Source organism: Streptomyces endophytica (assembly GCF_026153355.1).
Taxonomy (GTDB): domain Bacteria; phylum Actinomycetota; class Actinomycetes; order Streptomycetales; family Streptomycetaceae; genus Streptomyces; species Streptomyces endophytica.
Genome location: NZ_CP110636.1, coordinates 3,343,879 through 3,367,130, shown reverse-complemented (window position 1 = coordinate 3,367,130; position 23,252 = coordinate 3,343,879). Strand labels below are relative to the sequence as shown.

17 protein-coding genes, 2 tRNA genes and 3 pseudogenes are annotated in these 23,252 nt (G+C 70.1%); 9 read left to right on the top strand and 13 right to left on the bottom strand.

The window, feature by feature from the left end; genetic code table 11:
• Positions 1 to 176: 176 nt before the first annotated feature.
• Positions 177 to 2,796 (bottom strand): annotated as a pseudogene (locus tag OJ254_RS15020) (valine--tRNA ligase).
• 149 nt (positions 2,797 to 2,945) lie between these two features.
• On the opposite strand from OJ254_RS15020, the gene OJ254_RS15015 reads away from it, so the two are divergent.
• Both OJ254_RS15015 and OJ254_RS15010 read left to right on the top strand, forming a co-directional pair.
• Positions 2,946 to 3,896: a hypothetical protein gene (locus OJ254_RS15015; protein ID WP_265362735.1), complete on the top strand. Its 951-nt coding sequence runs from the start codon at positions 2,946 to 2,948 to the stop codon at positions 3,894 to 3,896.
• Positions 3,897 to 4,085: 189 nt separating this feature from the next.
• Positions 4,086 to 4,394, top strand: coding sequence for a hypothetical protein (locus OJ254_RS15010; protein WP_265362734.1), 309 nt, complete (start codon positions 4,086 to 4,088; stop codon positions 4,392 to 4,394).
• 66 nt (positions 4,395 to 4,460) lie between these two features.
• On the opposite strand, the gene clpX is transcribed toward OJ254_RS15010, so the two are convergent.
• The 5 genes from clpX to OJ254_RS14985 form a co-directional block, all read right to left on the bottom strand.
• Entirely contained in the window at positions 4,461 to 5,744 is a 1,284-nt protein-coding gene (gene clpX / locus OJ254_RS15005) for an ATP-dependent Clp protease ATP-binding subunit ClpX (protein WP_030415515.1), read from the bottom strand.
• 171 nt (positions 5,745 to 5,915) lie between these two features.
• Positions 5,916 to 6,593: an ATP-dependent Clp protease proteolytic subunit gene (locus tag OJ254_RS15000; protein WP_265365160.1), complete on the bottom strand. Its 678-nt coding sequence runs from the start codon at positions 6,591 to 6,593 to the stop codon at positions 5,916 to 5,918.
• 67 nt (positions 6,594 to 6,660) lie between these two features.
• Positions 6,661 to 7,263, bottom strand: a complete 603-nt coding sequence (locus OJ254_RS14995; protein WP_030415517.1) for an ATP-dependent Clp protease proteolytic subunit — start codon at positions 7,261 to 7,263, stop codon at positions 6,661 to 6,663.
• Positions 7,264 to 7,559: 296 nt separating this feature from the next.
• A complete protein-coding gene (gene tig, locus OJ254_RS14990; RefSeq protein ID WP_261951472.1) occupies positions 7,560 to 8,942 on the bottom strand; it encodes a trigger factor in 1,383 nt (460 codons plus the stop codon).
• A 251-nt stretch (positions 8,943 to 9,193) separates the two neighbouring features.
• Positions 9,194 to 9,270, bottom strand: a tRNA-Pro gene (locus OJ254_RS14985).
• Positions 9,271 to 9,486: 216 nt separating this feature from the next.
• On the opposite strand from OJ254_RS14985, the gene OJ254_RS14980 reads away from it, so the two are divergent.
• A tRNA-Gly gene (locus OJ254_RS14980) sits at positions 9,487 to 9,557 on the top strand.
• A gap of 106 nt (positions 9,558 to 9,663) precedes the next feature.
• The gene (locus tag OJ254_RS14975) at positions 9,664 to 10,044 is read left to right on the top strand and encodes an arsenate reductase family protein (protein ID WP_265362733.1); all 381 of its coding nucleotides are present in this window, start codon (positions 9,664 to 9,666) and stop codon (positions 10,042 to 10,044) included.
• 83 nt (positions 10,045 to 10,127) lie between these two features.
• On the opposite strand, the gene OJ254_RS14970 is transcribed toward OJ254_RS14975, so the two are convergent.
• Complete coding sequence (locus OJ254_RS14970) at positions 10,128 to 10,322, bottom strand: hypothetical protein (RefSeq protein ID WP_030415520.1); 195 nt, start codon at positions 10,320 to 10,322, stop codon at positions 10,128 to 10,130.
• Positions 10,323 to 10,916: 594 nt separating this feature from the next.
• Between OJ254_RS14970 and OJ254_RS14965 the strand changes: the two genes are divergently transcribed.
• Entirely contained in the window at positions 10,917 to 12,098 is a 1,182-nt protein-coding gene (locus tag OJ254_RS14965) for an acyltransferase family protein (protein WP_423835899.1), read from the top strand.
• Here the strand turns inward: OJ254_RS14965 and OJ254_RS14960 are convergent.
• From OJ254_RS14960 to OJ254_RS14945, 4 genes are all read right to left on the bottom strand, one after another.
• Positions 12,083 to 12,823, bottom strand: coding sequence for an ABC transporter ATP-binding protein (locus OJ254_RS14960; RefSeq protein WP_265365159.1), 741 nt, complete (start codon positions 12,821 to 12,823; stop codon positions 12,083 to 12,085). The two genes, OJ254_RS14965 and OJ254_RS14960, sit on opposite strands and share 16 nt — an antisense overlap.
• Positions 12,824 to 12,991: 168 nt before the next feature.
• On the bottom strand, positions 12,992 to 14,137 hold the full coding sequence (locus tag OJ254_RS14955; RefSeq protein WP_265362731.1) for a PP2C family protein-serine/threonine phosphatase: 1,146 nt from the start codon (positions 14,135 to 14,137) through the stop codon (positions 12,992 to 12,994).
• A gap of 158 nt (positions 14,138 to 14,295) precedes the next feature.
• Positions 14,296 to 15,159 carry an Fpg/Nei family DNA glycosylase gene (locus OJ254_RS14950; RefSeq protein WP_265362730.1) on the bottom strand — a complete coding sequence of 288 codons (864 nt, stop codon included), beginning with the start codon at positions 15,157 to 15,159 and terminating at the stop codon, positions 14,296 to 14,298.
• Between the two features lie 75 nt (positions 15,160 to 15,234).
• A complete protein-coding gene (locus tag OJ254_RS14945) occupies positions 15,235 to 15,720 on the bottom strand; it encodes a ribose-5-phosphate isomerase (RefSeq protein ID WP_265362729.1) in 486 nt (161 codons plus the stop codon).
• 221 nt (positions 15,721 to 15,941) lie between these two features.
• Here OJ254_RS14945 and OJ254_RS14940 point away from each other — a divergent pair.
• Positions 15,942 to 17,362 (top strand): annotated as a pseudogene (locus tag OJ254_RS14940) (amino acid permease).
• Positions 17,363 to 17,438: 76 nt separating this feature from the next.
• Here the strand turns inward: OJ254_RS14940 and OJ254_RS14935 are convergent.
• The gene (locus OJ254_RS14935) at positions 17,439 to 18,035 is read right to left on the bottom strand and encodes a biotin transporter BioY (RefSeq protein WP_265362728.1); all 597 of its coding nucleotides are present in this window, start codon (positions 18,033 to 18,035) and stop codon (positions 17,439 to 17,441) included.
• Between the two features lie 347 nt (positions 18,036 to 18,382).
• Between OJ254_RS14935 and OJ254_RS14930 the strand changes: the two genes are divergently transcribed.
• The 3 genes from OJ254_RS14930 (at position 18,383) to OJ254_RS14920 (ending at position 22,385) form a co-directional block, all read left to right on the top strand.
• Positions 18,383 to 19,903, top strand: coding sequence for an amino acid permease (locus tag OJ254_RS14930; protein ID WP_265362727.1), 1,521 nt, complete (start codon positions 18,383 to 18,385; stop codon positions 19,901 to 19,903).
• A 189-nt stretch (positions 19,904 to 20,092) separates the two neighbouring features.
• Complete coding sequence (locus tag OJ254_RS14925; protein ID WP_265362726.1) at positions 20,093 to 21,532, top strand: amino acid permease; 1,440 nt, start codon at positions 20,093 to 20,095, stop codon at positions 21,530 to 21,532.
• A 211-nt stretch (positions 21,533 to 21,743) separates the two neighbouring features.
• Entirely contained in the window at positions 21,744 to 22,385 is a 642-nt protein-coding gene (locus tag OJ254_RS14920) for a superoxide dismutase (protein WP_265362725.1), read from the top strand.
• Between the two features lie 129 nt (positions 22,386 to 22,514).
• Here the strand turns inward: OJ254_RS14920 and OJ254_RS14915 are convergent.
• Positions 22,515 to 23,095, bottom strand: a pseudogene (locus OJ254_RS14915) (mycothiol-dependent nitroreductase Rv2466c family protein).
• Positions 23,096 to 23,252: the final 157 nt, after the last annotated feature.

Genomic DNA, 23,252 nt, shown 5'->3' with positions numbered 1-23,252 from the left:
GCGTCTTCGCGATCCCCGACGACTCGGCCCGCGGCCTGATCCGGCTGGGCTTCGTGGCGGTCTCCACGGCGTACGTCCTGCTCTGGCCGGTCCGCGAACGGGGGCAGCGGGGGCGGGGCGGGGACGTCGCAGGCCCCCCGCCCTTACGGACGAGGGGCCTGCGACGTGGAACGGTGCTACGCCTGGGGCAGAGCCGCCAGCTGCGCGGTGATCCGCTCGATGTCGGCCTCCGCGGCACCCAGCCGGCCGCGGATCTTGTCCACGACCTTCTCGGGCGCCTTGGCGAGGAACGCCTCGTTGCCGAGCTTGGCGGTGGCCTGCGCCTTCTCCTTCTCGGCGGCGGCCAGGTCCTTCGTCAGCCGCTTGCGCTCCGCCTCGACGTCGATGGCGCCGGACAGGTCCAGCGCGACCGTGGCGCCCGCGACCGGCAGCGAGGCGGTGGCGTGGAAGCCGTCACCGGCCGGCTGCAGCCGCAGCAGCGCCCGCATCGCGGCCTCGTGCGGCGCCAGCGCCGTGCCCGACAGGTCAAGCCGCGCCGGAACCTTCTGGCCCGGCTGGAGGCCCTGGTCGGAGCGGAACCGCCGGACCTCGGTGACGACCTGCTGAACGGTCCCGATCTCCTGCTCCGCGGCCGCGTCGCGGAAGCCCGAGTCCTTCGGCCAGTCGGCGATGACGACGGACTCGCCGCCGGTCAGCGTCGTCCACAGCGTCTCGGTGACGAACGGGACGATCGGGTGCAGCAGCCGCAGGGTGACGTCCAGGACCTCGCCCAGGACCCGGCGCGACGCGTCGGCGGCCGGACCGCCCGCCATGAAGGTGGTCTTGGACAGCTCGACGTACCAGTCGAAGACCTCGTCCCAGGCGAAGTGGAAGAGGGTGTCCGACAGCTTCGCGAACTGGTAGTCGTCGTAGTACGCGTCGACCTCGGCGACGACCGAGTTCAGCCGGGAGAGGATCCACCGGTCGGTCGCCGACAGCGCCTCCGCGGGCGGGAGTTCGCCCTCCACGGTCGCGCCGTTCATGAGCGCGAAGCGGGTGGCGTTCCAGATCTTGTTGGCGAAGTTGCGGGAGCCCTGGACCCAGTCCTCGCCGATCGGCACGTCGACGCCGGGGTTGGCGCCACGGGCGAGCGTGAAGCGGACGGCGTCCGACCCGTACGCGTCCATCCAGTCCAGCGGATTGACCGCGTTCCCGAAGGACTTGGACATCTTCTTGCCGAACTGGTCACGGACCATGCCGTGCAGCGCGATGGTGTGGAACGGCGGGGTGCCGTCCATCGCGTACAGGCCGAACATCATCATCCGGGCGACCCAGAAGAACAGGATGTCGTAGCCGGTGACCAGGACGGAGTTCGGGTAGAACTTCTCGACGCTCGGGGTCTGTTCGGGCCAGCCGAGCGTGGAGAACGGCCACAGGCCCGACGAGAACCAGGTGTCCAGGACGTCGGTGTCCTGGTGCCAGCCCGCACCGCTCGGCGGCTGCTCGTCCGGTCCGACGCAGACGACCTCGCCGTTCGGCCCGTACCAGACCGGAATGCGGTGACCCCACCACAACTGCCGGGAAATGCACCAGTCGTGGAGGTTGTCCACCCAGCCGAAGTACCGCGACTCCATCTCCTTGGGGTGGATCGCGACCTTGCCGTCCCGGACCGCGTCGCCCGCGGCCTTGGCCAGCGGGCCGACCTTGACCCACCACTGCATCGACAGCCGCGGCTCGATGGTCGTCTTGCAGCGCGAGCAGTGCCCGACGGAGTGGGTGTACGGGCGCTTCTCGGCGACGATCCGGCCCTCGGCGCGCAGCGCCCCGACGATCGCGGAACGGGCCTCGAAGCGGTCCAGGCCCTGGAACGGGCCGTGTGCCGTGATGACGCCGCGCTCGTCGAGGACGGCCAGGCTGGCGAGGTCGTGCCGCCGGCCGATCTCGAAGTCGTTCGGGTCGTGGGCCGGGGTGACCTTGACGGCGCCGGTGCCGAACTCGGGGTCGACGTGCTCGTCCGCGACGACCGGGATCCGGCGGCCGGTCAGCGGCAACTCGATCTCGGTGCCGACGAGATGGGCGTACCGCTCGTCGTCGGGGTGGACGGCGACCGCGGTGTCACCGAGCATCGTCTCGGCCCGCGTCGTCGCGACGACGATCGACGTGTCGCCCTCGCCGTAGCGGATGGAGACGAGCTCGCCGTCGTCGTCCTGGTACTCCACCTCGATGTCCGAGATGGCGGTCAGGCAGCGCGGGCACCAGTTGATGATGCGCTCGGCGCGGTAGATCAGCTCGTCGTCGTAGAGCCGCTTGAAGATCGTCTGGACGGCCTTGGACAGGCCCTCGTCCATCGTGAACCGCTCACGCGACCAGGCGACGCCGTCGCCCAGGCGCCGCATCTGGCCCGAGATCTGGCCGCCGGACTCGTCCTTCCACTGCCAGACGCGCTCGACGAACGCCTCCCGGCCCAGGTCGTGCCGCGAGACGCCCTCCTTGGCGAGCTCGCGCTCGACGACGTTCTGGGTGGCGATGCCGGCGTGGTCCATGCCCGGCTGCCACAGCGTCTCGTAGCCCTGCATCCGCTTGCGGCGGGTGAGGGCGTCGATGAGGGTGTGCTCGAAGGCGTGGCCCAGGTGCAGGGAGCCGGTGACGTTCGGGGGGGATCACGATCGTGTACGGCGGCTTGTCGCTCTTCTCGTCCGCCTCGAAGTAGCCCCGCTCTACCCAGCGCTCGTACAGCGGCCCCTCTACATCGGCCGGCGTGTACTGAGTCGGCAGTTCGGGGGCGCTGGGCGTGCTCTGCTGAGTGTTCTCGGTCACGACGGACAGTGTACGGGCGCCCGTGTACCAGCTTCGAATCGGTTTCGCCCCCGGGGCAACGACTGTCGGCGCCGTCGTACAGGATGTCGGCAACGCATCAACATCGCAGAACTTCAACTGTTCTCAGTTGTCACGAGGGGAACCGCTCCATGAGCTTCAACCAGCCGCCTCCCGGCCCGTACGGCCAGCAGCCCCAGCAGCCCGGTCCGTACGGCCAGCCGCAGCAGCCGCCGGCCCCCCAGCCCGGTTACGGCTACCCGCAGCAAGGCGGCCAGGTGCCCGGGCAGCAGGGCTACGGCTACCCGCAGCAGGCCCCGCAGCAGGGCTACGGCTACCCCCAGCAGCCCGCCCAGCCCGCGTACGGCCAGCAGGCCCCGTACGGCGGCCAGCAGACCCCCTACGGCGTCATCCCCCAGGGCCCCGAGGAGTCCGGCGGCAACGGCAAGAAGATCGGCCTCATCATCGGCGCGGTCGCCGTCGTCGCCGCCATCGGCGTCGGCGCGTACTTCGTCTTCGGCTCGGGCGGGGACGTGAAGCCGTACACGATCTCGCTGCCGGAGAAGCTGCTGAACAACGAGTACAGCAAGGCTCCTGGTAACGCTGCCGGGAAGACGCCGGAGGACTTCTCCAACGACAAGGAACTCCGAGCCATGGGCATCGTGGACGGCAAGTTCGTGCAGGGCGCCTACACCAACGACAGCAAGCTCCTCCTCGGAGTGGCGGGCATCTACGGGAAGGTGAACGACCCGGAGACCGCAGTGGACCAGCTGTACGCCAAGCTCGATGAGAACCAGAAGAAGTCGGCAGGCAACGCCAAGATCGAAACCGTTACGCCCGAGACCGAGTACTCACCCAGCGATTTCGACGGCGCGGTGATGAAGTGCAAGGTGCAGAAGGCCACAGTCTCGATGGGGGGCGTCACCGCGTCGCAGAAGGTATCCATGTGCGTCTGGGGCGACAGCAGTGCGCTCGGCATCGTGCAGTCCCAGGCCTCGCCCCCGTCGGCGTCCGGCGGCGTCCCGACCTCTGAGGCCCTCACCGCCGAGCAGCTGTCGGAGAAGGCGGCCAAGGTACGCAACGAGGTCCGCAAGGAGAAGTAGCGGTGCGTTCGGCGCCGCCTCGTTCACAGCGTTCGACGGGGGTGACCCCTCGTAGAACGCTCTTCCTTATGCCGGGCGATATAACCGTGCAATCTGGCCAATCAGTGACGAAAACCCCCTTGTAACCCGAGATCGGACCTGTGGGCTGATATGTTCATGGCGACTCGAAGATCAACAAAGGGGGACTTCATGCTCAAGACAACGCGCCGCCTGGCCGCGGCCACAGGGGTACTGCTGACGGCAGCGACACTTCCGCTCGTGGCGACCGGATCGGCTCAGGCCACGACGAAGCAGTGCACGTCATTCATTGCCGAAGGCGGGTACAAGGTGGGGCCGAAGGTCCGCGCCGCATGCAAGATGACGGGGGAGGGCGGCTTCATCGTACGGAACAACAACATCCCCTTCTGTGCAGCTTCCCTGACGTCACTCGGGATCAAGTGGGTGATTTCCCAGAGGGCCTGCGAACTCGGTACCGCGGGTCCCTCGGGCCACATCTAACAGACACAGAGCCGCCCGGCAGCGAGCAAGCTGCCGGGCGGCTCTCGTGCGTCTGGCGGGCGCGGGCTACGCGCTCTTCTCTTGGGGTTCGCCCGAGTCGCCGCGGGTGCGGGGGACCAGGGTGGGGTTCACGTTGGAGTGGACGACGTCCTCGGTGATGACGACGCGGGCGACGTCCTTGCGGGACGGGATTTCGTACATCACCGCCTGGAGGACCTCCTCCATGATGGCGCGCAGGCCACGGGCGCCGGTGCCGCGGAGGATGGCCTGGTCGGCGATGGCCTCCAGGGCCGGGCGGTCGAAGTCGAGCTCCACACCGTCGAGTTCGAAGAGGCGCTTGTACTGCTTGACGAGCGCGTTGCGCGGCTCGACGAGGATCTGCAGGAGCGCCTCGCGGTCGAGGTTGTGGACCGAGGTGAGGACCGGGAGCCGGCCGATGAACTCGGGGATCATGCCGAACTTGACCAGGTCCTCCGGCATGACGTCCTGGAGCTGGTCCTTGGACTCGATCTCCCGCTTGGAGCGGATCGTCGCGCCGAAGCCAATGCCCTTGGCGCCGGACCGGGCCTCGATGATCTTCTCCAGGCCGGCGAAGGCACCGCCCACGATGAACAGCACGTTCGTCGTGTCGATCTGGATGAATTCCTGGTGCGGGTGCTTGCGGCCGCCCTGGGGCGGGACCGAGGCGGTGGTGCCCTCCAGGATCTTCAGCAGGGCCTGCTGGACGCCCTCGCCGGAGACGTCACGGGTGATCGACGGGTTTTCGCTCTTCCGGGCGACCTTGTCGATCTCGTCGATGTAGATGATGCCGGTCTCGGCCTTCTTGATGTCGAAGTCCGCGGCCTGGATCAGCTTCAGGAGGATGTTCTCGACGTCCTCGCCGACGTACCCGGCCTCCGTCAGCGCGGTGGCGTCGGCGAACGCGAAGGGGACGTTCAGCATCCGGGCGAGGGTCTGCGCGAGCAGGGTCTTGCCGGAGCCGGTGGGGCCGAGCAGCAGGATGTTGGACTTGGCGAGCTCGATGCCGTCGTCCCCGCGGCCGGGGCCGTTCTCGCCCGCCTGGACCCGCTTGTAGTGGTTGTAGACGGCGACCGACAGCGCCTTCTTGGCGGGCTCCTGGCCGACGACGTAGCCGTTCAGGAACTCGTAGATCTCCCGGGGCTTGGGGAGCTCCTCCCACCGCACCTCGGAGGTCTCGGCGAGCTCCTCCTCGATGATCTCGTTGCAGAGGTCGATGCACTCGTCGCAGATGTACACACCAGGTCCCGCGATGAGCTTCTTCACCTGCTTCTGGCTCTTTCCGCAGAATGAGCACTTGAGCAGGTCGCCGCCGTCACCGATGCGTGCCACGAGGTGCTTCCCCTTCGCCTGGGATCCGCATTGCTCCAACGGACCCGGGTGCTTGCCTATCGACGGTACCTTGCCGGGCCCCCCGTACGGGCCCCCCTTGGACCGACTCGGTTCACTCGATCCCGAACCGGTCCAAGGAGGCAACGCTCCGGCGCGTTGTGCGCAGAAGCGCTAGCCGATCGAGACGGACGACTTGCGCGTCGAGACGATCTGGTCGACCAGACCGTACGCCAGCGACTCCTCGGCGGTCAGAATCTTGTCACGCTCGATGTCATCGCGGATCTTCTCGATGGGCGTCGAGGAGTGCTTGGCCAGCAGGTCCTCCAGCTGGGTGCGCATCCGCAGGATCTCGTTGGCGGCGATCTCCAGGTCGGAGACCTGACCGCGGCCGGTCTCGCTGTACGGCTGGTGGATCAGCACGCGGGCGTTCGGCAGCGCCATCCGCTTGCCGGGCGTACCGGCGGCGAGCAGCACGGCCGCGGCGGAGGCCGCCTGGCCCATGCAGACCGTCTGGATGTCCGGCTTCACGAACTGCATCGTGTCGTAGATGGCCGTGAGCGCCGTGAACGAGCCGCCGGGGCTGTTGATGTAGATCGAGATGTCGCGGTCCGGGTCCATCGACTCCAGGCACAGCAGCTGCGCCATGACGTCGTTGGCCGAGGCGTCGTCGATCTGCACGCCGAGGAAGATCACTCGCTCCTCGAACAGCTTCGCGTACGGGTCGTACTCGCGCACGCCCTGGGACGTGCGCTCGACGAAGCGCGGGACGATGTAGCGGGACTCCGCGCGCGGGCCGGAGAACTCTGACTCGGGGCGCGGGTAGAGGCCGCTGCCGGGGAAGTTGTTCATCGTGGTGTTCACCGTCCTGGTGGCGATCAAGTGGGCTGGGGTGGCTGAGGGGCGAGTGGTACGGGGCTCAGGCCCCGGTGCCGCCCCCGCCCGGAACGCCGGCGGCGGAGGTCATCACCTCGTCGATGAGGCCGTACTCCTTGGCCTCGTCGGCGGAGAACCAGCGGTCGCGGTCGGAGTCCTGGGTGATCCGCTCGACCGTCTGACCGGTGTGGAAGGCCGTCAGCTCCGCCATCCGCTTCTTGGTGTGCAGCAGCCGCTCGGCGTGGATCTTGATGTCGGACGCGGAACCGGCCAGACCCGCGGAGGGCTGGTGGATGAGGATCTCGGCGTTCGGCAGCGCGAAGCGCTTGCCCGGGGTGCCGGCGCTCAGCAGGAACTGGCCCATGGAGGCGGCGAGGCCCATCGCGATCGTCACCACGTCGTTCTTGATGTACTGCATGGTGTCGTAGATCGCCAAGCCGGCCGAGATGGAGCCGCCCGGGGAGTTGATGTAGAGGAAGATGTCCTTGTCCGGGTCCGCGGCGAGGAGAAGCAGCTGCGCGGTGATCTTGTTGGCGATGTCGTCGTCGACCGGCTGGCCGAGGAAGATGATCCGCTCGCCGAGCAGCCGGTTGTAGACCTGGTCGCCGAGGCCACCGAAGGTCGGCTCAGCGGCGGCGGAAGGCATCGGGATCGTCACGTGTCCACCTGCTCGTTGTCGGACGGCTCGGGGCCGTCACAGCGTCGTCTTCTGGGGCGCGGGGATCGGGCGCCGTATGTCGCCCCGGCGCGGTTTCAGGGACTCCCCTGCCCTCGTATCTACGGACCCTAACGCGCAGGTCGGACAACGCCATCCCGCATTGTCAACTGTTCGCTGTGAGCGCAGGCTCACCGACCGGTACGACGGACGGGCCCGAACACGCGGACGTGCGTGTTCGGGCCCGTTGATCAGTCGTTCTGCGCGGGTCGCGGAGCGGCCGGGGCCTACGCCTCGGGCTTCTCGTCCGCGGCCTCGGCCTCGGCACCCTCGGCCTCGACGGTCTCGGCCGTCTCGTCCTCGTCGTCGAGGTCGACGACCTCGCCGTTGGTGTCCTTGACCGTGGCGGCCTCGACGACGACCGCGAGGGCCTTGCCGCGGGCGACCTCACCGACGAGCATCGGCACCTGGCCGCCCTCGACGACGGCCTGGGCGAACTGGTCGGGGGACATGCCGGAGGACTGGGCGCGGCGCATGAGGTGCTCGGTGAGCTCCTCCTGGCTGACGTTCAGCTTCTCCTTGTTGACCAGCTCGTCCAGGATGAACTGGGTCTTGATGCCCTTCTCCGCCTGCTCCTTGGTCTCGGCGTCGAACTCTTCCTCGGTCTTGCCCTGGATCTCCAGGTACTTCGCGAGGTCGAGACCCATCTGGCCGAGCTGGTGGTGCTCCAGGTTGTGCTTGCGGGTCTGGATCTCGTCCGCGAGCAGCTTCTCCGGCATCGGCACCTCGACGAGCTTCAGCAGCTCGTCCAGGACCTTCTCCTGGGCCTGGGTGGCCTGGTCGTACTTCTTCATCTGCGCGAGGCGCTTGCGGCTGTCCGCCTTGAGGTCCTCAAGGGTGTCGAACTCGCTGGCCAGCTGCGCGAAGTCGTCGTCCAGCTCGGGGAGTTCGCGGGCCTTGACCTCGGTGACCTCGACCTTGACCTCGGCCTCCTTGCCCTGGGCGGAGCCGCCCTTGAGCTCGGAGGTGAAGGTGGCGCTGCCGCCGGCCTCCAGGCCCGTGACCGCGTCGTCGATGCCGTCGAGCAGCTCGCCGGAGCCGACGGTGTACGTGACACCCTCGGCGACGCCGTCCTCCAGGACCTCGCCGTCGACCTTGGCCTCGAGGTTCACGGTCAGCACGTCGCCGTCCTGGGCGGCGCGCTCGACCGGGCTGGTGGTCGCGAAGCGCTCACGCAGCTGCTCGACCGACTTGTCGACGTCCTCGTCCGACACCTCGACGGCGTCGACCTCGACCTCGATGCCGGAGTAGTCCGGGATCTCCAGGGTGGGGCGGATGTCGACCTCGGCGGTGAAGTTCAGCGTCTCGCCGTCCTTCAGCTCGGTGATGTCGACCTCAGGCTGGCCGAGGACGTTCAGCTCGGCCTCGTTGACCGCTTCGGTGTAGAACTTCGGGAGCGCGTCGTTGACGGCCTCCTCCAGCACCGCGCCGCGGCCGAACCGCTGGTCGATGACGCGCGCCGGGATCTTGCCCTGGCGGAAGCCCTTCACCGTGACCTGCTGGTTGATCTTCTTGTACGCCGCGTCGAGGCTGGGCTTGAGCTCCTCGAAGGGCACCTCGACAGTGAGCCGAACCCGAGTCGGGTTCAGGGTCTCCACGGCGCTCTTCACGGTTCGGTCTCCTTGGGGCTGACTTCTGGGGTTCTGCTTGAGATCCGCCGGCACCCGGCTGATCCGGGCCCTGCCGATCCGCCCGGTACACAGACACACGGGCACGCAGTTTGCATAGTAACCGCAAGGAGGATGACGCCGACAACGTGATCTTGCACGCCTGGCACTCAGGCGGACCGACCGGCCGGCCGGGTTCCGCTGGGCGGGCCCCGCCGGAGACCGGACGGACCCTTGCCGGAGAAGGGTCCTGCTGGTCGGGGTGGCCGGATTCGAACCGACGACCTTCCGCTCCCAAAGCGGACGCGCTACCAAGCTGCGCCACACCCCGTCGGTGCGACACGTAGGGTACATGGCCGGACGCGGTACGGCTGCCAGTTATTGCGAGGCCCGGGCAGCGGCGAGGGGCACCACCGGCGCGCGGCGCGCGGAACACCCGCGCCGGCGTACGCGGTCACGGGCGCCGTCCGCGGGAAGGGGTGTGCGGGACACCGCCGCGACCCGCTAGGATGCACTGCGTGCCGCGGTCCGACGACCTGTGGCGCCTGCGGGCGTAGCTCAATGGTAGAGCCCTAGTCTTCCAAACTAGCTACGCGGGTTCGATTCCCGTCGCCCGCTCTCGATGAAAGGCCCTGGCCCCTCCGGCCGGGGCCTTTCGCTTTCCGCATTCCGGAACGGCCGGGCCTTTACGCCCCCGGCGCGGCGTCTTCCCTAAGGTGGCCGGATGGAGATCTGGCTCAATCCCGCATGTTCCAAGTGCCGTTCCGCGGTCGACATCCTGAACGACGAAGGCGCGCAGTACACGGTCCGCCGGTACCTCGACGATCCGCCGAGCGCGGAGGAACTGCGCGCGGTCCTGGCCCGGCTGGGGCTGGAGCCGTGGGACATCACCCGCACCCAGGAGGCCGAGGCGAAGGAGCTGGGGCTCGGGGAGTGGGAGCGCACCGAGGCCACGCGCGAGCGGTGGATCGCGGCGCTGGCCGGTCATCCCCGGTTGATCCAGCGGCCGATCATCACCGCGGACGACGGTTCGGCGGTGGTGGGCCGCAGCGCGGAAGCCGTACGCGAGGCGGTGGCGCGGACCGGGGGCGAACAGGACCTCTGAACGTCGTGAGCCGTGAGGAGCCTGGTGGGCGGAGGGACGTCCGGGCGGCCGGTCAGCCGGACGAGGTCCGGGCGTCCGGACGCCTAGAAGGTGATGTGGTTGATGGTGTCCGCCAGGGAGTTGAGGAACCTGTTGATGGACGGCGCCATGCCCGTGGAGGCGAGGAAGAAGCCGAACAGTATGGCGACGAGCGCCGGGCCCGCCTTGATCGACTTTCCTCTGATCAGCACGATCAGGATGATCCCCAACAGCAGCACAACTGACAGCGACAGAGCCACACTGATCACACCCTTGGTCGGAACGCCTCACCGGCCTGGGAGCATGCCGCGCACACCCCCCGGCACCCATCGTGCCACCAACTCCATGCCCACTGCAGGCCGGTGACGAATCATCGGCCAACGCTTTGCCCGATTCCGGCCGCCGGTGCGGCGGCACGGGGCCGGGCCACCGCGGGCCGGCGACGGCTCCCGCCCCTCCTCCCCGCCGCCCCTCCCCCGTAATTAACGCCTCGCGCGCATTCCGCGATCATTCGCGATCACTCGCCGAGCACTCGCCGAGCACTCCGGCAATTGTTTATCCGTGAGCTCCGCCACTGTTTTACGAGCGCAGTGGAAAGCATCACTACGGGGGAACGCACGACATCGCACAACGCCATGAAAGTGGACATTCCCTCGGCGTCGTTCTCAGGGGATATGACCAGATTTGAAGGTATCAAGTGCCGCAAAAGGGGCGCAGGAGTGCGCGGCGACGTCCCGTCAACCACGCGCCCGTGCAGCATTTATCCAGGTCATATCGACGGGACCCCCGGATGAAATAGCGAAGGGTGTGGCGACGGTTTTACGCATTCGCCGGGCGCCGCTATCGTGCCTGGAATGTTTCCCGCTGCCCCCACACCGCGACGCGTGCTCCCGCCTGCCCGGGAGGCGGCGGGTACAAACAACTCCGGCCGTACGGAGTCCGCCGAGCAGTCGGAGGGGGCACCGGCGCCCCCGGCGAAGAGCGGGGGGCGGAACCCCTTCTTCGACAACGCGAAGTACCTGGCCATCGTGCTGGTGGCGATGGGGCACGCATGGGAGCCGCTGACCGACGGCAGCCGCGCCGCCGAGGCGCTCTACATGACCGTCTACACCTTCCACATGCCGGCGTTCATCATCATCTCCGGCTACTTCTCCCGCAGCTTCGACATGCGCCGGGACCGGCTGCAGCGCCTGGTCACCGGGGTCGCCGTCCCCTACGTGCTCTTCGAGACCGCGTACGCCTTCTTCAAGCGCTGGGCGGACGACGATCCGGGGCACTCGATCAGCCTGCTGGACCCCTGGTTCCTGACCTGGTTCCTGATCGCCCTGTTCATCTGGCGGCTGACCACGCCGCTGTGGAAGGTCGTGCGCTGGCCGATTCCGCTCGCGGTGGTCATCGCCGTCCTCGCGTCGATCTCGCCGGACATCGGTGACGACCTGGACCTCCAGCGGGTACTGCAGTTCCTGCCGTTCTTCGTGCTGGGGCTGTCGCTGCGGCCGGAGCACTTCCGGCTCGTCCAGCGGCGGGCGGTCCGGATCGCGTCCGTGCCGATCTTCGCGGCGGCGCTGGTGATGGCCTACTGGGCGGCGCCGCGGATGAGCTCGGCGTGGTTCTACCACCGCGACAGCGCCCAGGAGCTGGGCACCACCTGGTGGGTCGGCATCGTGATGACGCTGGCGCTCTTCGGGTGCTCGATGGTGCTCGTGGCCTGCTTCTTCTCCTGGGTGCCGACGCGGCGGACCTGGTTCACGGTGCTGGGCGCCGGGACGCTGTACGGCTATCTGCTGCACGGCTTCCTGGCGAAGGGCTCGCGGTTCTGGGGCTGGTTCGACGACTACGCCTGGCTGCACTCGCCGCTCGGCGAGATCGCGGTCACGCTGCTCGCGGGCGGCATCGTGACGGCGCTGTGCACGCCGCCGGTCCGCAGGGTCTTCCGGTTCGCGATGGAGCCGACCATGGACTGGGCGTTCCGCAAGCCGGCCGGCGAGCCGGCGCCCGCGGTGCCCCGGCAGCAGCAGCCTCAGTCCCCCGCCTGAGGCGTCCCGGGGAGCAGGCGCTCGGTGAGCGTGCCCCCGGTGAGGACGAGGATCTGGTCGGCGCGGGCGGCGGCCACCGGGTCGTGGGTGACCATGACGACCGTGGTGCCGAGGGTGTCGACGGCGTGTCGGAGCAGGCCGAGCACCTCGGCGGCGGTGGCGGTGTCCAGGGCGCCGGTGGGCTCGTCGGCGAAGAGCACGTCGGGCCCGGTGACCAGGGCGCGGGCGAGCGCGACGCGCTGCTGTTGACCACCGGAGAGCCGGCCGGGGCGGCGGTGGGCGTGGTCGGCCAGGCCGACCCGGGCGAGGACGTCGGCCGCCCGGCGGCGGTCCGGGCGCTGTCCGGCCAGGCGCATCGGCAGCAGGACGTTGTCCTCGACGGTGAGGGCCGGCAGCAGGTTGCACGCCTGGAAGACGAAGCCCAGCCGGCTGCGGCGCAGGGCGGTGAGGCGGCGCTCACTCATTCGGCTGATTTCGGTGCCGGCGACCCGTATGGACCCGGAGGTGGGGCGGTCCAGGCCGGCCGCGCACTGCAGGAGGGTCGTTTTGCCGGATCCCGAGGGGCCCGTGACGGCGGTGAACGAGCCGCGCGGCAGCGTCAGGTCGATACCGCGCAGGGCGTGCACGGCGGCCGGGCCGCGGCCGTACCGGCGCCGTACGCCGCGCAGTTCGACGGCGGGTGCGGCGGTGGGCGCGGCGGTGGGTGGGGGTGCGGTCGGGGGCATGGCGGGGCGCTCCGTGGTGTCCGGTGGGTGCTCGGCCCGGGCCGTCGTGGCGGCCGGCGGCGTCGGATTCACGGTAGGGAGCCGGGGGCGGGGCGGGCCATGGGGAGGGCCGCCGGGCCGGACGGGGGGAAACCCCACCGGGGAGCCCCCGGGCGGCCGTCGTGGGCGTCAGGCGTCGCGGCAGATCAGGAGCAGGGCGCGGTCGTCGTTGACGTCCTTGGCGACGGCCTCGATGAGGTGCCAGGCGGCGCCGGCGAAGCCGCTGGCGACGTAGCGGTCCGCCTCGCCGGTGAGGCGGTCGATGCCCTCGGCGATGTCGCGGTCGGCGGCCTCGACCAGGCCGTCGGTGAAGAGCATCAGGACGTCGCCGGGCCGCAGGGTGCCCTTGACCGGGTCGAACTGGGCGCCGTCGTAGACGCCGAGCAGCGGCCCGTCCCCCGCCTTCTCCTCCCAGCGGCCGCTGCCGGCGCTGAGCTGGAGGGCCGGCAGATGGCCCGCGGAGAGGAGTTCGTAGTCGCCGGATTCCAGGTCGAGGACGAGGTGGATGGAGGTGGCGAAGCCCTCGTCCCAGTCCTGGCGGAGGAGGTATCCGTTGGCCGCCGGGAGGAAGCCGTGCGGCGGGAGGGAGCCGAGCAGGCCGCCGAAGGCGCCGGAGAGCAGCAGGGCGCGGGAGGCGGCGTCCATCCCCTTGCCGGAGACGTCGGTGAGGACGACTTCGAGGATGTTGCCGCCGTGCGTGCGGGAGGCGACGACGAAGTCGCCGGAGAAGGACTGGCCGCCGGCCGGGCGCAGCGCCATCTCGTGGTGCCAGCCCTTGGGGAGCCGGGGCAGCTTGCTCTGGACCCGGATGCGTTCGCGCAGGTCGAAGAGCATGGTGCCGCCGCGCCGCCAGGGCACGCCGACGCGGCTGCGGAACTGGGCGATGAGCAGGCCGAAGAGTCCGACGGCGGCGACGACCAGGACGGTGCCCGGGGTGATCCGGTCGGGGCCTTCCTCGTACGGGCCGAAGAGCGCGGCCTCGACGACGAGGGCGGCGGCGGAGGCGCCGTAGAGGACGAGGAGGTTGGCCGGGCGGAGGAGCAGGCCGCCGGCGATGACCGGGAGGACCAGGGCGGTCGGGGCGATCCATTCGGGGCGCCAGAGGGTGCCGGCGGCGATGGCGGGGATGGCGAACAGCAGGGCGGCCAGCGCGAAGTGGTCGGAGCCCTCGCCGCGGAAGTAGTCGACCCCGGCCTTGCGCACGCCGACGCGGGCCCGGTGCAGACCTTTGTGCACCCGGGCCGTCAGGGTTTCGGTTCCCGGGCCACTCGTCATCGCTCTGGGACCTTATCCACCCGTTCGGCGGCGCGTCGATTCGCCGGACGTCGCGCCGGCCAATTGCGGGGAAACCCCGTTCGAAATGCGGTCGCGCGGCCGGGGACCGTCCGATGAGCCGTGGTCGGAGGGGGTGTGGGGTGGTGCGATCGCGGGTATTACGCGGCGCCGCCGGCCCCTTGGCAGCCCGGGCACCAGAAGAGGTTGCGGGCGGCGAGGCCGGCGGTGCGGATCTCGGTGCCGCAGATGTGGCAGCCCTGCCGGTCGCGGCGGTAGACGTAGACCTCGCCGCCGTGGTCGTCGACGCGGGGCGGGCGGCCCATGGCCTCGGGGGTGTGCTCGGGGCGGACGGTGTCGATGCGGTTGTGGCGGACGCCTTCGCGCATGAGGGCGACCAGGTCCGACCAGATGGCGTCCCATTGGGGGCGGGTGAGGTCGCGGCCGGCGCGGTACGGGTCGATGCCGTGGCGGAAGAGGACCTCCGCGCGGTAGACGTTGCCGACCCCGGCGATGATCTTCTGGTCGAGGAGCAGCGCCGCGATCGTCGTCCGGCTGCGGGAGATCCGCTGCCAGGCGCGGCCGCCGTCGTCGGCGGGGCGCAGCGGGTCGGGGCCGAGCCGGTCGTGTATGGCCTGCTTCTCGGCATCGGTGATCAGTGCGCAGGTGGTGGGGCCGCGCAGGTCGGCGTAGGCGTCCGGGTTCGCCAGCCGCAGCCGGACGGTGTCGGTGGGCGGCGATGGGGGTCCCCCCTGGACCGGAGCTTGTCGGAGGTCCTTGGGGGACGGCGCGGTGCCGAAGCCCACCTTCCCGAAGAGGCCGAGGTGGATGTGGATCCAGCGGTCCGCACCGAAGCCGAGGAAGAGGTGTTTGCCGTGCGCCTCGGTGGTGTCGAGCACCTGGTGGTCGACGAGGGCCGCGCCGTCGGAGAACTTGCCCTGGGGGCTGGTCGCCCGGACCTGCTGCCCGAGGAACCGCTCGGCGTAGTCCGCGGCGAGGCGGTGGATGGTGTGGCCCTCGGGCACGCGGTGTCCTCCGGTGGGCGCGCCCGCCGGCCCCGGGGCGGCGGGGCGGGCGGGCGGCGGCGACGAACGGGGGGGTCAGCCCTGCGGGTGGTGTGCGGGGATGGCCGGGAGGTCGCCGGTGGTCTCGTACGCGGAGAGCATCTCGATGCGGCGGGTGTGCCGTTCCTCGCCGGAGTACGGGGTGTCGAGGAAGACCTCGATGAACCTGGTCGCCTCGTCCTGGGTGTGCATCCGGCCGCCGACGGAGATGACGTTGGCGTTGTTGTGCTCGCGGCCGAGCTTGGCGGTCTCCTCGCTCCAGGCCAGCGCGGCCCGTACGCCCTTGACCTTGTTGGCGGCGATCTGCTCGCCGTTGCCGGAGCCGCCGATCACGATGCCGAGGCTGTCCGGGTCGGCGGCGGTCTTCTCCGCGGCGCGGAGGCAGAACGGCGGGTAGTCGTCCTGGGCGTCGTAGATGTGAGGACCGCAGTCGACGGGCTCGTGGCCGTTGGCCTTGAGCCACTCGACGAGGTGGTTCTTGAGTTCGAAGCCGGCATGGTCGGAGCCGAGGTACACGCGCATGCGACGAGTGTGACACGCGCCGCCCGGGGCAGGCGCCGCCGGGTCCGCCGGTGGTCGTGCCCCCGGAATCGCGCGTGGAACCGCGCCCGCCTTCCGTACGCATGCTCAAGGCGCAACTGCCCAGTGTTTCGGACAACAATCCCGGATTGGACCTTCCAATCATCGGGTGAACGAAGATCTAATGCGAGGGTTCCCTCCACCAACCACGAAGGACGGTGCCCATGGGCGCGCACCCGCCGGACGGGCTGCAGGCCGGTCTGAAGAACCGCCATCTGTCGATGATCGCCATCGGCGGGGTGATCGGAGCCGGGCTGTTCGTCGGCTCGGGCGCCGGTATCGCGGCCGCCGGGCCGGGCATCCTGCTCTCCTACGCGCTGACCGGGCTGCTGGTCGTGCTGGTGATGCGGATGCTGGGCGAGATGGCCGCGGCCTCGCCGACGTCCGGGTCGTTCTCGGCGTACGCGGACCGGGCGCTGGGCCGCTGGGCCGGGTTCACGATCGGCTGGCTGTACTGGTTCTTCTGGTCGGTGGTGCTGGCCGTCGAGGCGACCGCGGCCGGCGCGATCCTCACCGGCTGGATACCGGCCGTCCCGCAGTGGGCCTGGGCGCTGCTGGTGATGATCGTGCTGACCGGCACCAACCTGATCTCGGTGGGCTCGTTCGGCGAGTTCGAGTTCTGGTTCGCCGGGATCAAGGTCGTGGCGATCGTGGTGTTCATCGTGGTCGGCGCGCTGGCGATCTTCGGGCTGCCGCCGGGGACGGCGCGGTGGGGATGACGAACCTGACCGGGCACGGCGGGTTCCTGCCGCACGGGCCGGGCGCGATCCTCTCCGGCATGCTGCTGGTGGTCTTCTCCTTCATGGGCAGCGAGATCGTCACGCTGGCGGCGGGCGAGTCGCCCAACCCGGTGCAGGCCGTCCGCAAGGCCGTCAACAGCGTGATCTGGCGGATCGCGCTGTTCTACCTGGGCTCGATCGCGGTGATCGTGACGCTGCTGCCGTGGAACGACCCGGCGGTGCTCAAGAGCCCGTACGTGGCGGTGCTGAAGTCGCTGGACATCCCGTACGCGGGCACCGTGATGGACGTCGTGGTGCTGACCGCGGTGCTGTCCTGTCTGAACTCCGGGCTGTACACGGCCTCCCGGATGGCGTTCTCGCTGGGGCAGCGCGGCGATGCGCCGAAGTCGTTCGCCTCCGTGAACAAGGGCGGGGTGCCGGCGGTGGCGATCTGGGCGTCGGTCGCGTTCGGCTTCATCGCGACGATCTTCAGCTACACGTCGAAGGACACCGTCTTCCAGTTCCTGCTGAACTCGTCCGGCGCGGTGGCGCTGTTCGTGTGGCTGGTCATCTGCTTCTCGCAGCTGCGGATGCGCCGGACCCTGGAGCGCGAGACGCCGGAACGGCTGACCGTGCGGATGTGGCTGTACCCCTGGCTGACGTACGCGACGATCGCGCTGATCGTGTTCGTCGTGGGCTACATGTTCTACGACCCGGACGGCCGGGAGCAGATGGTGCTGTCGGTGGTCGCGGCCGTGGTGGTGCTGGCGGTCGGGCTGGTGCTGGAGCGACGGCGGGGGCGGGAGAAGCCGGCGGTGGTGCCCGGCGATGCCGCCGAGACGGTCGAGGCCGCCGACCGCGCGTAACGGCGGAAACAGGCGAGGGCGGGGCCCGCACCGGGATCGGTGCGGGCCCCGCCCTGCGTCGTCGTCCGGCCGGCGGTCAGTCGCGGCGGCCGGCGAGCTTCCACGCGGTCGGCAGCGCGCCCATGGCCAGCGCGGCCTTGAGGGCGTCACCGAACAGGAAGGGGACCAGGCCGACGGCGACGGCCTTGCCGAGCGACATGCCGGTGCTCAGCGCGAGGTAGGGCACGCCGAGGGCGTAGATCACGGCGGTGCCGGCGGCCATCGTGGCGGCGGTGCGCAGCGCCCCGCGGTCCCCGCCGCGCCGGGCCAGCGCGCCGACCAGGCCGGAGGCGAGCAGCATGCCGACGATGTAGCCGAAGGTGGGGCTGGCGAAGCCGGAGGTGCCGTCGGCGAACCAGGGCATGCCGGCCATGCCCGCCAGGGCGTACAGGGCCAGGGAGAGCAGACCGCGGCGGGCGCCGAGCGCGGTGCCGACCAGGAGGGCGGCGAAGGTCTGGCCGGTGACCGGGACCGGGGAGCCGGGGACCGGGAGGGCGATCTGGGCCGCGAGGCCGGTGAGCACGGCGCCGCCGGCGACCAGGGCCGCGTCGCGGACGCGGGCGCGGGAGGCGGTGGCGGCCGGCAGCAGGTCGGCCAGGACCGTGCCGGGGCGGGTGAGGGCGGCGGTGCTCATCGGGACTCCGCGGGTGTGAGAGGGATCCAGGACGGGTGGGAACGCTGTGACGTTAGTCCAGCGGGCCGCCGGCGATCATCGTGTGGCGGCGACAAAGCCGCGGGGGCCCGCTTGGAGACTTCCGAACAACCGCCAGAATGCCCGCCTCAGTTGGGGCGCGCGGCGTCTTTGCAGGTCACGTGATGCTCATCACGGAACGGACGGCTTCCGGGCGCCGGTTTTGTGGTAGCGCGCGCGGTGCGGCGACACTGGTGCGGACCCGCGGTGACCTGTGGAGTTCCCCCAAACCCGCCGGCGGCCCGGAGCGTGTGCCCGGCCGCCTTCGCCCCTGTGAGAGTTACGCACCCATGCACGAGACACCGACCACCGCCGGGCCGACCGCGTCCGGCGCGGGCGCCGGCGAGAAGGAGCCCCTGTCCGGCGGGCTCAAGCAGCGCCATCTGACGATGCTGGGGCTGGGCGGGGTGATCGGCGCGGGCCTGTTCGTGGGGTCCGGTGCGGGGATCGCGGTGGCCGGGCCGGGGATCGTGCTGTCGTACCTGGTCGCGGGCGCGCTGGCGATGCTGATCATGCGGATGCTCGGCGAGATGTCGGCGGCGATGCCGGCGTCGGGGGCGTTCTCGGTGCACGCGGAGCGGGCGCTGGGGCGTTGGGCCGGGTTCAGCGTGGGCTGGCTGTACTGGTTCCTGCTGGTGGTGGTGCTCGCCGTGGAGGCGACCGGTGCGGCGCAGATCGCGCACGGCTGGCTGCCGGCGGTGCCGCAGTGGGGCTGGGTGCTGCTCTTCATGGTCGTCTTCACCGCGGCCAACCTCGCCGCGGTGAAGAACTTCGGTGAGTTCGAGTTCTGGTTCGCGGCCCTGAAGGTCTTCGCGATCGTGCTGTTCCTGGGCTTGGGCCTGCTCGCGGTCTTCGGGGTGCTGCCCGGGACCGCACCGGTGGGGACGTCGAACCTCACCGGGCAGGGCGGGTTCCTGCCGCACGGCTGGGCCGGGGTGGTCTCCGGGGTGCTGGCCGTGGTGTTCGCCTTCGGCGGGCTGGAGGTCGTCACCATCGCCGCGGCCGAGTCGGACGACCCGGCGCGGGCGGTGGGCCGGGCGGTGCGCAGCGCGGTGTGGCGGATCCTGTTCTTCTACGTGGGTTCGATGCTGGTGATCGTGGCGCTGCTGCCGTGGTCGTCGATGCGGCCGGGTCAGAGCCCGTACGTGGCGGTGCTGGACCACATCGGGGTGCCGGGCGCCGGGCAGATCATGAACGTGGTGGTGTTCGTGGCGCTGCTGTCGGCGCTGAACGCCAACCTCTACGGCTCGTCGCGGATGGTGTTCTCGCTGGCCGAGCGGGGCGAGGCGCCGCGCTGGCTGCTGGCGGTGTCGGGCGGCATGGTGCCGCGCCGGGCCGTGCTGGCGTCGGTGGCGTTCGGGTTCGTGTCGGTGCTGCTGAATCTGGAGTGGCCGGATTCGATCTTCCTCTATCTGCTCAACGCGGTCGGTGCGGTGCTGCTGTTCGTGTGGGGGCTGATCGCCGTCTCCCAGCTGCGGCTGCGCCGTCGGATCGAGCGCGAGGCACCGCAGAAGCTGACCCTGCGGATGTGGGCGTTCCCGTATCTGACGTGGGTGGCGCTGCTGGCCATGGGCGGGGTCGTGGTGCTGATGCTGACCGATGACACGGCCCGGCCGCAGCTGCTGTGGTCGGCCGGGGCGACCGCGGCGGTGCTGCTGGTGGCCGGCGGGCGGGAACTGCGGTGCGGCGCCGGCGGACCCGTGAAGCCGCCGGTCCGGTTTCACCGGGCGTCGCAATCGACGCTGATTCAGGCACGCACGGTGACGATCACGTCTGAATACCGAACATTCGCTGCACGACTGTTGCCCTGAGCGGACACCGGCACCCAAACTGAGCCAGCTTTGCCGAGGACCCCGGAGCCCCGCCGTCGGCGGCCCCTGCGCGACCGCCTGCCCCGGCAGGGGCCCGCCCGGGGCCCGGCAGCACGTCGCGCCGGTCGCGGCACCGGGAGAACGCAGTAACGCTCTTGCTCCGCTCTCATCTACTGGGACAGGTACGACATGAATCGGACACCCTCGTCCGCCGCACCCGCGCGCGAGCAGACCGACCTGGCGGCGGGCGCCGACGGCGGCCCCTCGCTGTCCAACGGCCTCAAGCAGCGCCACCTCTCGATGATCGCCCTGGGCGGGGTGATCGGCGCCGGCCTCTTCGTCGGCTCGCGTGAGGGCATCGCGGCGGCCGGCCCCTCGATCGTGCTGGCCTACGCCGTCTCCGGCGCCCTGGTCATGCTGGTCATGCGGATGCTCGGCGAGATGGCCGCGGCCAACCCGGCCTCCGGCTCCTTCTCCGTGCACGCCGAGCGGTCGATCGGCTCCTGGGCCGGCTTCACCGTGGGCTGGATGTTCACCGCGCTGCTGTGCGTGGCGGTGGCCGCCGAGGCGCTGGGCGCCGCGGACGTGATGCACCAGTGGTTCCCGTCCACCGAACCGTGGATGTGGGTCCTGCTGTTCATGGTGATCTTCACCGGGACGAACCTGGCCGCGGTCTCCAACTTCGGTGAGTTCGAGTTCTGGTTCGCCGCCCTGAAGGTCGCCGCGATCGGCATCTTCCTGGTCCTGGGCGTGCTGGCGATCCTCGGCGTACTGCCCGGCACCCAGGCGCCCGGCGCCTCGCACCTCACCGGTGACGGCGGCTTCCTGCCCAAGGGCGTGGACGGCCTGATGGTCGGTCTGCTGGCGTCGGTGTTCGCGTACGGCGGTCTGGAGACGGTGACCATCGCGGCCGCCGAGTCCAAGGACCCGGTGCGCGGGGTGGCCCGCGCGGTGCGCACCGCGATGTGGCGGATCGCCCTGTTCTACGTCGGTTCGATGGCGGTCATCGTCACCGTCATCCCGTGGAGCGCCCCGTCGATCGCCAAGTCCGGTCCGTACGTGGCGGTCCTGGACTACCTGAAGATCCCGGCGGCCGGCCAGATCATGAACGTGGTCATCCTGGTGGCGCTGCTGTCCGCGGTGAACGCCAACCTTTACGGCTCCTCGCGGATGGCGTACTCGCTGATCTCCCGCGGGCAGGGCCCGGCCGTGCTGGGCAAGGTCAGCGGCGGGGTGCCGCGTCGCGCGGTGCTGATGTGCTCGGCGTTCGGCTTCCTCGCGGTGCTGCTCAGCTTCCTGTGGCCGACCACGGTCTTCCAGTGGCTGCTGAACATGGTCGGCGCCGCCGTCCTGGTGGTGTGGGGCTTCATCGCCGTCGCCCAGCTGCGGATGCGCCGTCGGCTGGAGCGCGAGGCGCCGGAGAAGCTCGTGGTGAAGATGTGGGCCTTCCCGGTGCTGACGTGGGTGGCGCTGGCGGGCATCGTCGCGGTGCTGCTGCTGATGCTGCGGGACGACAACCAGCGCATCCAGCTGCTGTTCACCGGCGGCTTCGGGGTCGTGCTGGCCCTGGTCGGGCTGCTGCGGCAGCAGTCGCTCGGCAACAAGCAGAGCGAGCCGGCCGACTTCTAGCCGGCCCCGGCCGGCCCAACGGCCGCGCACCGGCGCTCCTCCCGGCATTCCGCACAGGCGGGGCGGGACCTCCCTCCGAGGTCCCGCCCCGCCTTACGTCTTTGGGACCAGGTCCGCGCCCGCGCCCGGCCGAAGATCACTCCTGCTGGTAGCGTGCTCTTGCACATTGATTGCAACTACTGCGTTGACGCAGCTTGGAGGCGGGATCGGCATGGCCACCTACACACTTCCTGAACTTCCGTACGACTACGCGGCGCTGGCACCGGTCATCAGCCCCGAGATCATCGAGCTGCACCACGACAAGCACCACGCGGCCTACGTCAAGGGCGCGAACGACACCCTGGAGCAGCTCGCCGAGGCCCGCGACAAGGACCAGTGGGGCAGCATCAACGGCCTGGAGAAGAACCTCGCGTTCCACCTCTCCGGCCACATCCTGCACAGCATCTACTGGCACAACATGACCGGTGACGGCGGCGGTGAGCCGCTGGAGAAGGACGGTGTGGGCGAGCTGGCCGACGCGATCGCCGAGTCCTTCGGCTCGTTCGCCAAGTTCAAGGCGCAGCTGTCGAAGGCCGCGGCGACCACCCAGGGCTCCGGCTGGGGCGTGCTGGCCTACGAGCCGGTCGCCGGCCGGCTGATCGTCGAGCAGGTCTACGACCACCAGGGCAACGTCGGCCAGGGCTCGGTGCCGATCCTGGTCTTCGACGCCTGGGAGCACGCGTTCTACCTGCAGTACAAGAACCAGAAGGTGGACTTCATCGAGGCCATGTGGCGGGTCGTGAACTGGCAGGACGTCGCCAAACGGTACGCGTCGGCCAAGGAGCGCGCGCACAATCTGCTGCTGGCGCCGTAACACCCGGCAGGCTCCTGCCTCGTGATCGTCTTCTCACCCTTCACCTGGCAGGCGGAAAAACGGCGAGGCCCCACGAGGACGGGACTCGTGGGGCCTCGCCCATGCGGGCGGTACGTCGGGGGCCGCGGCTCAGTCGAAGACCGGCCCCTGGGTGCGGGTGCGCTTGATCTCGTAGAAGCCGGGGATGGACGCCACCATCAGCGTGCCGTCCCAGAGCTTCGCGGCGTCCTCGCCCTTGGGGGCGGGGTGACGACCGGGCCGAAGAAGGCGATCTGCTCGCCGTCGGAGCCGGGCACCGCGATGACCGGCGTGCCGACCTCCTGGCCGACCAGGTCGATGCCCGCCTTGTGGGAGGCGCGCAGCTCCTTGTCATAGGTGTCCTTGTCGGCGTACTCGATCAGCTCGGCGGGCAGTCCGGCGTCGTCGAGGGCGGCGGCGATGCTCTCGGGGGTCACGCCGAGGCCCTCGTTGTGGAAGCGGGTGCCGAGCGCGGTGTAGAGCCGGCCGACGGCCTCGTCGCCGTGCAGCTGCTGCGCGGCGATCACCACGCGGACCGGGCCCCACGCCTTGCCGCCGGGGCGCATGTTCTCGGCGTACTCCTCGGGCAGCGTGTCGAGCTTGTCCTCGTTGAGGACCGCCAGGCTCATCACGTGCCAGCGCACCTCCACCGGGCGGACCTTCTCCACCTCCAGCATCCAGCGGGAGGTCATCCAGGCCCAGGGGCACAGCGGGTCGAACCAGAAGTCTGCCGGGGTCTTCGGGGTGTCGGACACGTCGTCGTCTCCTCGTGAGAGCGGTGTGATCGGTGGTGTATCGGTGGTGTTCTGCCGCGGACGGTTCAACCGCGGGCGGGCGTGCCATGATTCC

Excerpts from the sequence above, each read along its gene's own strand:
- OJ254_RS15015 (WP_265362735.1), top strand. The coding sequence starts at position 2,946 with ATGAGCTTCAACCAGCCGCCTCCCGGCCCGTACGGCCAGCAGCCCCAG.
- OJ254_RS15010 (WP_265362734.1), top strand. The coding sequence starts at position 4,086 with ATGCTCAAGACAACGCGCCGCCTGGCCGCGGCCACAGGGGTACTGCTG.
- OJ254_RS15000 (WP_265365160.1), bottom strand. The coding sequence starts at position 6,593 with ATGAACAACTTCCCCGGCAGCGGCCTCTACCCGCGCCCCGAGTCAGAG.
- OJ254_RS14995 (WP_030415517.1), bottom strand. The coding sequence starts at position 7,263 with ATGCCTTCCGCCGCCGCTGAGCCGACCTTCGGTGGCCTCGGCGACCAG.
- OJ254_RS14975 (WP_265362733.1), top strand. The coding sequence starts at position 9,664 with ATGGAGATCTGGCTCAATCCCGCATGTTCCAAGTGCCGTTCCGCGGTC.
- OJ254_RS14965 (WP_423835899.1), top strand. The coding sequence starts at position 10,917 with ATGTTTCCCGCTGCCCCCACACCGCGACGCGTGCTCCCGCCTGCCCGG.
- OJ254_RS14960 (WP_265365159.1), bottom strand. The coding sequence starts at position 12,823 with ATGCCCCCGACCGCACCCCCACCCACCGCCGCGCCCACCGCCGCACCC.
- OJ254_RS14955 (WP_265362731.1), bottom strand. The coding sequence starts at position 14,137 with ATGACGAGTGGCCCGGGAACCGAAACCCTGACGGCCCGGGTGCACAAA.
- OJ254_RS14945 (WP_265362729.1), bottom strand. The coding sequence starts at position 15,720 with ATGCGCGTGTACCTCGGCTCCGACCATGCCGGCTTCGAACTCAAGAAC.
- OJ254_RS14935 (WP_265362728.1), bottom strand. The coding sequence starts at position 18,035 with ATGAGCACCGCCGCCCTCACCCGCCCCGGCACGGTCCTGGCCGACCTG.
- OJ254_RS14930 (WP_265362727.1), top strand. The coding sequence starts at position 18,383 with ATGCACGAGACACCGACCACCGCCGGGCCGACCGCGTCCGGCGCGGGC.
- OJ254_RS14925 (WP_265362726.1), top strand. The coding sequence starts at position 20,093 with ATGAATCGGACACCCTCGTCCGCCGCACCCGCGCGCGAGCAGACCGAC.
- OJ254_RS14920 (WP_265362725.1), top strand. The coding sequence starts at position 21,744 with ATGGCCACCTACACACTTCCTGAACTTCCGTACGACTACGCGGCGCTG.